The following is an 11602-nucleotide window of genomic DNA, read 5'->3' on the forward strand; positions in this document are numbered from 1 at the left end:
GCCGCTAAAGATCGGCGCCAAATTCCTCGATCAGATGCATGACGACCGCGCGATGCGCCTCGTCACGGCTGGCGCCGGCGGTGACCGCGGCGTTGAAGATCGCGCGCTGGCGGTCGGAGGAATTTCCAAGCGCCACGATGTCGCGGACGCGCGCGGCTGCGGGCTGGCAGTTCAGGCGGTCGGCATCTTCGGCGATCATGGCAAGCCAATCCTCGGCAATCTGGGTGAACGGCTGGATGCGCCCGGCTCCGAAATCGATCAGCCCCTCGGACAGGCCATAGCGCAGTGCGCGCCAGCGGTTCTCTCCGATCAGGAAGTTGTCATATTGGCGCCAACGCTGGTTTCGGCGCGACAGGCGCAGCAACATGCGCAGGGTGGTCTGGATCAGCGCGGCCATTGTGATCGTGTCGGAAAGACGTGGGCAGGCATCGCAGATCCGGGTTTCCAGCGTCGGAAACCGCGCCGATGGGCGCAGATCCCACCAGATCTCACTGCTGTCCTTGATGATGCCCAGATCGGTCAATGTCTGCGAAGCGCGTTCGAATTCGTGCCAGCTGGTGAAATGCGGCGGCAGGCCGGTGCGGGGATAGCCACCAAAGACGGTCGTTCGATACGAGGCAAGGCCCGTATCCTCGCCCTGCCAAAAGGGGCTGGATGCGGAAAGCGCAAGAAGATGCGGCAGGAAGTAGCTGAACTGGTTCATCAAATCGATACGCGTCGCCGCGTCGGGCAGGCCGACATGGACATGCATCCCGCAGATCAGCATGCGCCGGGCCATGCCGCGCATCTGGTGCGACAGGCGGTGATAACGCTCCTTGTCGGTGCGGCCTTGTTCGCGCCAGTCGGCCGAGGGGTGACACGCGACCGAAATCGGGGCCAGTCCGAATTCCCCGGCGTGACGGGAGATGGCGCGGCGCAGTGTCGCCAATTGCGCCCGCGCCTCGGTGATGTCCGCCGCGACCGGGGTGCCGATCTCGATCTGGCAGCGCAGGAACTCCGGGCTGACCTGATCGCTCAACTCGGCCTTGCAGGCCTGCATCAGGGCGTCGGGCGCGTCGCTGAGATCGCCCGTCGCGGCATCGACCAGCAGATACTCTTCTTCGATGCCAAGGGTCAGGTCGGGAAGGTCGTCCATATTGCCTCCATCCGTCAGGTACACTGGGACAAGGCAGATCAGGGCGTCTTCGTTCCCGCCGCGTCAGGCCAGCCAGTCCAGGAAACGGCGCTCTCCCTCGGCCGAAAAGCGCAGCACGCGCGATCCGGGAAGGCGCTTTGCCCAGCCCAGATCCAGGACCCGCTGCAGGATCATCTTGCCAACGGTTCCCGCCAGATGTGGACGGCGCTCGCTCCAATCCAGGCAGGCGCGACATGGCGGCCGATTGCTGCGCGGCAGATCGTCCCGGCGCAGTCCGATCACCGCCAGCCGGTGCCAGCCCTGCTCGGTCACGTCGGGCTGGCCCGATGCCTGCGACAGCGCGCCTTCGGCGCCAAGCCGGTCGAACATGGCGACGCCCAGCTCTCCGGCAAGGTGGTCATAGCACAGGCGCGCTCGTCGCAATGCGGGATCGTTCGGCCCGGTGCGCAAGGGCGGCGCGGCGTCCGAAGAAAACACCATCAGCGCCTCAAGCAGCTGAGCGACATGCGCGCCTGCAAGACTGAAATACCTGTGCCGCCCCTGGGTGCGCAGGACCAGCACCTCGGCATCGGTCAGTTGGGACAGGTGGCTGCTGGCTGTCTGGCGGGTGACGCCGGCGATCGCTGCAAGCTCGGTCGCCGTCAGCGCACGGCCATCCATCAAGGCCAGCAGCATCATACTGCGGGCGGGATCGCCGACCAAAGCGGCAATGCGGGCAATGTCCGGACCTTCGCGCATGGTTCGATGCTAATCGAAGCATCGGGCCCGGGCAATCGGCTAGGCTGTGGCATCAACAGGAAAGGCCAACCATGATCACCTGCATCATCACCTATGACATCGACCCGAACCGACGCGAACTTTTCGACGAATATGCCCGGAACTGGGGGCAGGCGATTCCGCGAAGCGGCGCGGATCTTTTCGGATATTTTTCCCCCCATGAGGGCTGCGCGAGCACCGCCTATGGGATCTACTCGCTTCCCTCGCTTGCCGATTACGAAGCCTATCGCGCGCGTCTGGCTGCCGACCCGCTGGGGCGCGAGAATTACGACTTTGCCCGGCGCGAGGGATTCATCCGGCGTGAGAGCAGGCTGTTCCTGCGCCGAAGCTCGACCCCACATGGAAAGCAAGCAGCATGATTGCGGTAATCTTCGAGGTCGTCATCAAGGACGGCCACCGCGACGAGTATCTGGATTTCGCCGCCGCCTTGCGACCCGAGCTTGAGCAGATCGACGGCTTCCTGTCGATCGAACGGTTCCAAAGCCTGGCGACGCCCGGCAAGCTGCTGTCGCTTTCGTTCTGGAGGGACGAGGATGCGGTCGCCCGCTGGCGCGCCTTGCCGCAGCATCGTGCCGCTCAGGCGGCCGGGCGCGATCATGTGTTCCAGGACTATCGTCTTCGGGTTGCCGCCGTGCAGCGGGATTATGGCATGGCGCGGCGGGACGAAGCGCCTGAAGACAGCAGACAGGCCCATCAGGCCCACTGATCTGGTCCGCAGAACTTGAAAGGGGCCGGCATTACTGCCGGCCCCAAGGGCATCAGGCTGCGTTGGCGCGAACTGCGCCCGGCAGTTTCGACCAGTTGGCATACCAGGTGTCGAACAGCTTCAGCTGCGCTTCGGCATAGCCGCGCTGGCTGTCGGTCAGGGCATCGTCCTCGTTGAAGTGCAGGACGTATTCCGGGTTCCCCTTCAGCACCATCATGTGCTTGAAATACAGGACCAGGTCCGGGCCTTCGTCGAACGAGGACAGGATGGCGAGGGCGGCCTCAAGCTCCAGCGCGCGCTGACGTGCCTCGACATCGCCCTGTGCGGCGGCCTTGCTCAGCGCCACCAGATGCAGCACTTCGCGCGGCAGCACGCAGCCGATGCCGGTGATCGCGCCGCTGGCGCCGCAATTGACGTAGCCGTGGAAGACGCAGGTATCGACGCCGACCATCAGTGCGACTTCATCATCGCGGCTGGTGATGTTTTCGGCTGCATAGCGCAGATCGTCCGGCCCGCCGAATTCCTTGAAACCGACAAGGTTCGGATGTTCGGCGCGCAGGGCGAAGAACAGGTCGGCACGCGTGGCGAAGCCGTAATAGGGGCTGTTATAGATGACCGCAGGCAGGTCCGGCGCCGCAGCAAGCACGGCCTTGAAGTGGTTGCGCTGCGCCGTGATCGACGGGCCACGCGACAGAACGCGCGGGATTACCATCAGGCCCTGTGCGCCGACTTTCTGGGCATGGGCGGCCAGAGCGACAGCCTTGGCCGTATTGATCGCGCCGGTTCCGACGATCACCGGAACGCCAGCGGCGACCAGGCGGGCAACGCCTTCCATCCGCTCTTCGTCCGAGATCAGCGGCCAGTCGCCCATCGAACCGCAATAGATCACCGCCGACATCCCGGTGGCGATCAGTTCCTTGCCCTTGCGGACCAGCGCATCGAAGTCGGGACGGCGATCCGCGGTGCAGGGGGTCATCAGCGCCGGCATGCAGCCGGAAAAGATCTGGGCGTTCATCAGGGACTCCTGTTGGCTATGGCATCGAACGGCGGCAGGGCGCGACAATGCGTCCCGAATCGCTTCCGGTCGACTGTTAGAATACCGTTTGTATTTTTTATGTCGACAACTTTTCGGCGCATGCGGAAACTCGGCGCATCCCTGCCATTGATGGGGTCAAAGAGAGATCTGTTGGCGTCGGTCGCGCGAGAACATCTGCTGGATCTGCAGCACAATCTGGTCGGCATGCTGCTTGGCCAACCGGTCCGCGGTGGCAATGTCACGCGCCTCGATTGCGCCGATGATGTCCTCGTGCTCGTCGACGAAACGCTGGGGCAAGCGATCGTTATAGGATGAGTAATAGATCCGCAGGATCCGGCGTCCCTCGTCCAGCAGGCGGCAGAACAGCCCCGTATAATAGGGGTTGCGCCCGGCCTCGGCGATGGCTGCGTGGAATTCTCGGTTGGTGGCGATCATGGCCAGGGCATCCTGGGCGTCGACCGCGGCAGCGAACTCGGCCTGGCGCGCGCGGATGATCTCAAGATCCGAGGCGCTGCGATACTCGGCCGCCAGCCGCGTCGTCACCCGATACATCAGCGTCAACGCATCGAAGAATGTGTGCAGGTTCAAGACATCGATATTCGACACCACGGTCGAGCGGTTCGGCAGCGTCGTGACCAGCCCCTCGCCGGCCAGCCTGACCAATGCCTCGCGGATGGGTGTGCGCGACATCGACAGGCGCTCGGCCAGCTGGATCTCGTCGATCGGGCTGCCCGGAGGCAGCACCAATCCCAGAATGTCGTCGCGCAGGATGTCGTAGACCAGCTTGGCGCCTTCGCCGCGCTTGCGTTCGGAAAGGGCGCTCGATGCGGGTTTCTTTGTCATTTTGGGCACTTTCATGGCGACGAATATGCTGGTCGAAAACTGGCTAAACCAAGGTCGCAGCCGCTAGCGCGCGCCCCAGCTGTCCGTCAAGCGATATCCTTCGGGCCAGGGGTCCGAGGGGTCCAGCATGTGTTGGTGAATTCCCGTGATCCAGCCCCGGCCCGAGATTTCGGGAAGGATCGCCGGGGTGTCCCCGACCGAGGTGGTGCCAAGGATCCGGCCGCCGAAGGTCGATCCGATCAGCGACACCGTGGTCAGGCGGTCGTCCAAGCCCATCTGGCCCCGCGCGTGCAGCACCGCCATGCGGGCCGAAAGCGCGGTCCCGGTGGGCGAGCGGTCAACTTTGCCCGGCTGGATCGCAACCGCCGCACCCGCGCGCAGATCGTTTCCGTCGCGCTGGACCGGCCCCGCGAACAGGCAGAACGAGAAATGCCGCCAGTCAGGCAGGGTCGGGTGGCGGAAGGCCAGGGCCTTGTTCGCCGCATCCGTGATACGCACGCCAAGCCGGGCAATGTCATGGGCTTCATCAGCCTGCAAGGAAAAGCCCATCGCGGCCGCGTCGACGATGACAAAGCTGTCGCCGCCAAAGGCCGTGTCCACGGTCAGCGTTCCCAGGCCCTCGACCTCAAGCGCCTGGTCCAGCGGCCCGGCGAAGCTGGGCAGGTTCTGGACAAAAATCCGCTCGGCCTTGCCATTGCGGCACTCGGCGCGGACCCGAACCAGCCCGCCGGGCGCTTCAAGGACCAGATGCGTCTCGGGCTCCTGCATCGGGATCAGGCCGCCATCGAGCAGCACTGTCGATACGCAGATCGAGTTCGAGCCGGACATGGGCGGGGTGTCCTCGGGCTCCATGATGATGAAGGCGGCATCGGCCTCGGGGTGGCGGGGGGGAACCAGCAGGTTCACGTGCCGAAAGACGCCGCCGCGCGGCTCGTTCAGAACAAAGTTGCGCAGGCGCCCGTCGCGGGCGATCCACCGGCTTTGTTCCCACACCGTTTCTCCGGGAGGGGGCATGACGCCGCCCACGATGACGTCGCCGACTTCGCCTTCTGCATGGGCAGAGATAACATGGATTGTCTTTGTGCTGCGCATGGTTGCTGTTTCTTCCTAGAAAGATTCAAATGAATTTCCGCGATGCCCGCCAAGCCATTCTGGCGGTTCCGCAGGCGCCCATCCTGTCAGGGCGACCGCCGCGCATTCGGCCATGCTGCCAAAGCGGAGGGCGCGGCCGGACAAGCCGGGTCCGTAATGGGCGTATTTGCCGGAGGTGGTCATGACGGTCCGGGCGGCGGGCGGAAAGACCGGCTCGGTGATCGAGCACCAGCACAGATCCGGGATCACCTGAACGCCCGCCGTCTCAAGCCGTGCCAGCGTCCCGTCAAGGCGGAGTTCTTCGATGATCTGGCGTCCGGCGGTGACGATGACCGGGATCGAGGGACGATCTCCGTCCAGCGCCCTCGCCAATGCGCGGCATTCCGTGGCCGAGGCATGGGGACTGCCGATGGCGATCAGGTCCACGTCCTGTGGCCCCTGATTCAGCAGGTACCATGCCCGCGCCAGATCCTCGGGACCGATGTGGCACTGGTCCGCATCGGCGGCAAAAGGGCCGGCCTCGGGCGTGACACCGTCGATATGCAGCATGGGCGCAGCGGAAGTGGTGCCAAAGGCCGCGCAAAGCGCCTTCAGATCGTCGGACGTCGGAGACAGCGCCGCAAGTCCTCGCAAAAGCGGGATACGGTCAGGAGAGGTCAGCCCGGCCAGATAGCCCAGCAGCGGCCAGATCGCGTCGTCATGGTCCGGGGGCGGCGCGATGTCGATCACGCGGCGGGGCAGGCGGCCTTCGTCCAGATAGACGCCCGTCAGCGGCGCGCGCCCGGTGACCGCCATGCACAGGTCCAGAAAGTCTGGATGCTTGGGCGAACGCGCGCCCAGCACGCTATTGGCATAGACGACTGCGTTCGACTCGGCCCATGCGATGGGTTCGGCAAGTCCGGGCCGATCCTCCAGCAGATAGGGTGCGCAGGTAAAGCTGGGCCGGCAACCCATGCGGACATAGGCATCCGCCAGCCGCGAGGCCTGGTTGCCAAAAACCGGCGGGACGCCTTGTTCCTGCCAATGCTGTCGGTCGACCGAAATAGCGTTGATCGTGGTGGGGACCCGGACCCTTGCGCCCAACTCGTCCATCTTTTCGGCGAAGATCAGGTTCGCCGGATGGGCCAGAATGCAGCCGTCGATATGCCCTCGGGAAATGTCGGTCAGCCGCGTTGCACCCTGCTGCCGCGCCATTGCGCAAATGATGCGCATGGAAAGCGCCGCCGCCTTGCCGTCGCGCCCGTCAAGGATCGCGCGGTCATCCTCGGTCAGGCTCAGTGAGGTATCGCGCGGCGCCAGGATGGGCATGCGGGTTCCGTCCGCGACGATTTCCTCTTCGCGGATCGACAGCCGGGGCTGCGCAGCCAGCCGGGCAAAGTCACCCTCGGCAACACGCAGGACCGGAAAGCTGCGCCCGAACATCTCGGCCCCGATCAGGCTGCCGAGCGTCAGGATGTCCTCGGGTTCGGAAAAGATCAGCGCAGCCGGGGCATTGCCCTTCAACAGCAGGTCCAGCACCACGCCAGAGCCGGAGCAGGAGCCCCGGCTGGTCGGCATCATCACCACCGCGCCCGCAAGGCAGGCACCGTGCAGCGGATGATGGGCATCGATCACCCGCGCGGTCGCCGGGTCCACCCCGCCCCAGAAGCTGAGCCCCTCGGTCATCGCGAGGACGGGCCCCTCGGCATTGCCGGGCAGGATGGACAGGGCCGCGGTCATTTCACGACGAAGCCATGCGCAAAGGGATCGCGCTCGTCGATGAAAATGGTGTTGTAGCCGGTCATCCGCGCCCAGCCCGCGATCGAGGGGATGATTGCGGGGCGGCCCGCCACGGTGGTCTCGGCCTCGACCCGACCCTTGAAGATCGAGCCGATGATGGATTCGTGCCAGAACTCGTCCCCGGCCTTCAGCTTGCCCTTGGCGGCCAACTGCGCCATCCGGGCCGAGGTGCCGGTCCCGCAGGGGCTGCGGTCGATGGCCTTTTCGCCATAGAACACAGCGTTGCGGGCATGGGCCCCTTCGACCGTCGGTGCGCCGGTCCATTGGATATGGGACAGGCCGTTGATCTCGGGATGCTCGGGATGGACGAATTCGTATTTCGCGTTCAGCGCCGCGCGCAGCTTCGGCGACCAGCCGACCAGTTCGGTTGCGGTGTGATCTGCCATGTCGCGGAAGTTCTTCTGCGGCTCGACGATGGCGTAGAAATTGCCGCCATAGGCCACGTCGACGACAATCTCGCCCAGCCCCTCGACCTCGGCGGTCAGGCCCTCGGCGTAAAGGAAGCCGGGGACATTGGTCAGGCGGACTTCCTCGACGAAGCGTCCTTCCTGACGATAGGTGATGTCGACCTTGCCCGCGGGTGCGTCGATCGACAGCTTACCCGGTTCGCGCGGCTGGATCAGCCCGTTCTCGATCCCCATGGTGATGGTGCCGATGGTGCCATGGCCGCACATCGGCAGGCAGCCCGAGGTCTCGATGAACAGGACCGCGACGTCGCAATCGGGACGGGTCGGCGGATACAGGATGCTGCCCGACATCATGTCATGGCCACGCGGCTCGAACATCAGGCCGGTGCGGACCCAGTCGAATTCGCGCAGGAAATGGGCACGCCGCTCCAGCATGTTCGCCCCTTCAAGGCGGGGGCCGCCCCCCGAGACAAGGCGGACGGGGTTGCCGCAAGTATGCCCGTCGATGCAGGAGAAGGTATGGGTCGTCATGGCTTAGAACCTTTGGGGCGAGAAGGGGGTAAGGTCGATGGCGGGGGCGCGGCCCGTAACCAGATCGGCAACAAGGCGCGCGGTCCCGGTGGATTGGGTCTTGCCCAGGTGGCCATGCCCGAAGGCATAGATTACGCGCGGGGTGGCGCGGGCACGGCCGATCACGGGCAAGCTGTCGGGAAGCGAGGGGCGGAAGCCCATCCATTTCACGCCGCCTTCGGTCCGAAGCGCGGGCAGGAAGGTTTTCGCCTTGGCCAACATCGCATCGGAACGCTTGAAGTTCGGGGGCAGGTCCAGCCCGCCCAGCTCCACCGCGCCGCCGACGCGGATGCCGGTCGAAAGGTTCGTGACGACGAAGCCGTGGCCGCCGAAGGTGATTTGGGTGCGCAGGTCCAGCGCGCCGGGCGGCAAGGTGGTGTTGTAGCCGCGCTCTGTCTCAAGCGGGATCTTTTCGCCCAGGGACCGCGCGACGCGGTGCGAGAATGCTCCGGCCGCCAGAACGACATGGCTGGCGCGGCGGTTGCCGTCGATCTCGACCCCGCCTTCCACCGGGCGCAGGGAGGTGACCTCCGCCCGCTCGATCTCTCCGCCAAGGCTGCGGAAGTGATCGGCCAAGGCCAGCGTGTAAATCCGCGGGTCATCGATCGAGAACCATCCAGGGGTGAACGTGCCCTTGATGAAGCGCGGCGCGATGCCGGGTTGGATCCCTGCCATCTCGGTTGCGTCCATGTGCCGGAATTCGATGCCGTGGCGGGCACGGATCTCCCATCCGGGAAGGGAAGCCTGAAACTCCGCCTCGGATTCATAGACTTGCAGATTGCCGTTCTTGCGCAGCATCGGCATCGTGCCCGATGCGGCGAGGAAGGGTTCCAGTTCCGACCGCGACAGGTCCATCAGCGCAGTTTGCGCCGCCGTCGATTGGGCGACGCGGGCGGGCGAACAGGCCCGCCAGAACCGATACATCCAGGGCAGGATCCGCATCGCATAGGACGGCCGTACGGTCAGCGGACCCAGCGGATCAAGCAACCATTTCGGCGCCTTCCTGAGAATGCCGGGAGAGGCGAGCGGCAGGATGTCGGTAAAGGCGAAGGCGCCGGCATTGCCGGCCGAAGCGCCGGCGGCCGGTCCTTCGCGGTCAAGGACCAACACCGTCAGCCCACGGTTCTGCAGGGCGATCGCGGCCGAAAGGCCGACGACACCCGCGCCGATGACGGTTACGTCGTATTGTGGTTGCATCATTCTCTCAATGCGTCGCGGCCAGGAACTTTTGCAGCTCCGGGTCTTTCGGTGTGCCGAACAACTCGGCCGGGGGGGCGATCTCGGCAAGAACGCCCTTGTGGAAGAAGGCAACGCGATCAGATACTTCGCGTGCAAACTTCATCTCGTGTGTCACGCAGATCATCGTCATGCCTTCCGATGCCAGCATGCGCAGCGTATCCAGAACCTCGCCCACCAGCTGCGGGTCCAGTGCCGATGTCACCTCGTCGAACAGCATGTATTCGGGCGACATGGCCAATGCGCGGGCAATGGCCATCCGCTGCTGCTGTCCCCCCGACATGCGCGAGGGATAGACTTTCAGCTTTTCGCCAAGGCCGACATGGGTCAGTTGCTTGACAGCGATCGCCTCGGCCTCGGCCTTGGGAATGCCCAGCACCTTGCGGGGCGCCAGCATGACGTTTTCCAGCACGGTCAGGTGGGGAAAGGCATTCCACTGTTGGAACACGATCCCGATCTTCTGGCGCAGCTTGTTCAGGTCGGTGCCCTTGGCATGGACCTCGGTTCCATTGACCAGGATCTTGCCGGAATCGATCGGCTCGAGCCCGTTGATGCAGGTCAGAAGCGTCGATTTCCCAGACCCCGACCCGCCGATCACGGTGACGACTTCACCCTTTTGCACGGTCAGGTCGATGCCCTTCAGCACTTCCAGCTGGCCAAAGGATTTGCGGACGTTCTGGATCTCAATCATTGGGGGACCACCGTTTTTCCAGGTACCCGCCAAGCCGGGCAATGGGGAAGCTGAGAAGGAAATAGATCAGGCCGCAGATCGACAGGATGAATAGCGGCTCCTGCAGGCGGGTGACCAGAACCTGGGATGCCCGCAGCAGCTCGATCAGGCCCAGCCACAGGACAAGCGAACTGTCCTTCATCACGCCCAGCGTCAGGCCGATCCACGAGGGAAGCGCGATCCGCGTCGCCAGCGGCGCCACGATAAAGCGCATGTCCTGACCCCAGGTCATCCCAAGCGAACGTGCCGCGCGCCGCGTCGTTCCGGGCACCGCGTCGATGGCGCCCCGCACGATCTCGGTGCAATAGGCGGCCGTGTAAAGCGACAGGATCACGCAGGAGGTGGTGAAGGGCCCCCAGCCCAGCTTGGCGATGGACTGGAAGGCGTTGCCCAGCACAAGCTGGATCAGCAGCGGGACCGAACGGAAAATGTCCAGCACGAAGGTCAGCGGCGCGGCCCACCATGCGCCCAGCTGGACGCGGATGACGCCGAACAGGATCCCCATGACTGTGCCCGCGGCGACGGAAACTCCGGTCACCGCCAGCGTCATCCCCGCGCCCTTGGCCAGGAACAGCAGGTCGTTCGCTGTCATTGCAGTATCAAACATGCGTTCCTCCCTTCAGTAGCGGAACATGCGCCAGGCGATCAGCCGCGCGCCAAGGGTGACGACCTTGGCGATCAGGTAATAGATCGCGGCGGCAAGCGCGAAGAACTCGAAGGTGCGGAAGGTCCGCGCGTTCAGTTCCTGCGTGATCCCGGCCAGGTCCGTGTTCATGCCAACGGTGACGCCCAGCGAGGTCATCAGGATCGCCCAGACCATCTGGTTGGTGATCGGCAGGAAGGCGATGCGCAGCATCTGTGGCAGCACGATCAGGCGAAAGGCCTGCAGCGCGCTCATCCCCAGCGAGCGTCCGGCGCGGGTCTGGGTGTCGGGAATGGCCTTCAGCGCACCGCGGAAATTCTCGGCCAGGTAGCCCGCGTTGTTGAACGCGATCCCGACCAGCAGCGCGGTATAGGGGCTCAGATGGATGCCGAAGCTGCCCAATCCGAAATGCGCCATGTAGATCTGGAAAAGCGCCGGAGTGTTCCGCGCCACCTCGACCCAGGTTTTTGCAGCTCCGCGCAAGACTCGGCTGCCCGAAAGCCGCATGAGGGTCAGAAGCAAAGCGCAGGCAAGCCCGATGGCCATTGACAGCAACGCGATCTGAAGCGTGACCAGCGCGCCTTCGAGCATTTGCGGCAGGGCGCGCAGCGCCTGGTGCCAGTGGAAGGTATAGTTGAACATCAGCGT

The 11602-nt window shown here is 64.7% G+C and carries 13 protein-coding genes; 2 read left to right on the forward strand and 11 right to left on the reverse strand.

Annotated features, from left to right (window positions below; translation table 11 throughout):
* Positions 1–4: 4 nt before the first annotated feature.
* A complete protein-coding gene (locus ACO2Q4_RS22220; protein WP_423321980.1) occupies positions 5–1135 on the reverse strand; it encodes a carboxylate-amine ligase in 1131 nt (376 codons plus the stop codon).
* A gap of 63 nt (positions 1136–1198) precedes the next feature.
* A complete protein-coding gene (locus ACO2Q4_RS22225) occupies positions 1199–1873 on the reverse strand; it encodes an ArsR/SmtB family transcription factor (RefSeq protein WP_423321981.1) in 675 nt (224 codons plus the stop codon).
* Positions 1874–1944: 71 nt separating this feature from the next.
* Between ACO2Q4_RS22225 and ACO2Q4_RS22230 the strand changes: the two genes are divergently transcribed.
* Both ACO2Q4_RS22230 and ACO2Q4_RS22235 read left to right on the forward strand, forming a co-directional pair.
* On the forward strand, positions 1945–2271 hold the full coding sequence (locus ACO2Q4_RS22230) for an NIPSNAP family protein (RefSeq protein WP_423321982.1): 327 nt from the start codon (positions 1945–1947) through the stop codon (positions 2269–2271).
* Entirely contained in the window at positions 2268–2618 is a 351-nt protein-coding gene (locus ACO2Q4_RS22235; protein WP_423321983.1) for an antibiotic biosynthesis monooxygenase family protein, read from the forward strand. The genes ACO2Q4_RS22230 and ACO2Q4_RS22235 overlap by 4 nt, the downstream gene beginning before the upstream one ends.
* Before the next feature lie 52 nt (positions 2619–2670).
* On the opposite strand, the gene ACO2Q4_RS22240 is transcribed toward ACO2Q4_RS22235, so the two are convergent.
* From ACO2Q4_RS22240 to ACO2Q4_RS22280, 9 genes are all read right to left on the reverse strand, one after another.
* On the reverse strand, positions 2671–3633 hold the full coding sequence (locus ACO2Q4_RS22240; RefSeq protein WP_311761388.1) for a dihydrodipicolinate synthase family protein: 963 nt from the start codon (positions 3631–3633) through the stop codon (positions 2671–2673).
* Positions 3634–3789: 156 nt separating this feature from the next.
* The gene (locus ACO2Q4_RS22245; RefSeq protein ID WP_423321984.1) at positions 3790–4497 is read right to left on the reverse strand and encodes a GntR family transcriptional regulator; all 708 of its coding nucleotides are present in this window, start codon (positions 4495–4497) and stop codon (positions 3790–3792) included.
* A gap of 63 nt (positions 4498–4560) precedes the next feature.
* On the reverse strand, positions 4561–5589 hold the full coding sequence (locus tag ACO2Q4_RS22250) for a trans-3-hydroxy-L-proline dehydratase (protein ID WP_423321985.1): 1029 nt from the start codon (positions 5587–5589) through the stop codon (positions 4561–4563).
* 15 nt (positions 5590–5604) lie between these two features.
* Positions 5605–7308, reverse strand: coding sequence for an aconitase X (locus tag ACO2Q4_RS22255; RefSeq protein WP_423321986.1), 1704 nt, complete (start codon positions 7306–7308; stop codon positions 5605–5607).
* Positions 7305–8306: a 4-hydroxyproline epimerase gene (locus ACO2Q4_RS22260; RefSeq protein ID WP_311761392.1), complete on the reverse strand. Its 1002-nt coding sequence runs from the start codon at positions 8304–8306 to the stop codon at positions 7305–7307. Before ACO2Q4_RS22260 ends, ACO2Q4_RS22255 begins: the two co-directional genes overlap by 4 nt.
* A 3-nt stretch (positions 8307–8309) precedes the next feature.
* Entirely contained in the window at positions 8310–9545 is a 1236-nt protein-coding gene (locus ACO2Q4_RS22265; protein ID WP_423321987.1) for an NAD(P)/FAD-dependent oxidoreductase, read from the reverse strand.
* Positions 9546–9549: 4 nt separating this feature from the next.
* Positions 9550–10272 carry an amino acid ABC transporter ATP-binding protein gene (locus ACO2Q4_RS22270; protein WP_311761394.1) on the reverse strand — a complete coding sequence of 241 codons (723 nt, stop codon included), beginning with the start codon at positions 10270–10272 and terminating at the stop codon, positions 9550–9552.
* Positions 10265–10918: an amino acid ABC transporter permease gene (locus ACO2Q4_RS22275; protein ID WP_395135664.1), complete on the reverse strand. Its 654-nt coding sequence runs from the start codon at positions 10916–10918 to the stop codon at positions 10265–10267. Before ACO2Q4_RS22275 ends, ACO2Q4_RS22270 begins: the two co-directional genes overlap by 8 nt.
* A 12-nt stretch (positions 10919–10930) precedes the next feature.
* Positions 10931–11596, reverse strand: a complete 666-nt coding sequence (locus tag ACO2Q4_RS22280; protein WP_423321988.1) for an amino acid ABC transporter permease — start codon at positions 11594–11596, stop codon at positions 10931–10933.
* Between the last annotated feature and the right edge of the window lie 6 nt (positions 11597–11602).

The sequence above is a fragment of the Paracoccus sp. KR1-242 genome (assembly GCF_049446195.1).
GTDB lineage: Bacteria > Pseudomonadota > Alphaproteobacteria > Rhodobacterales > Rhodobacteraceae > Paracoccus > Paracoccus broussonetiae.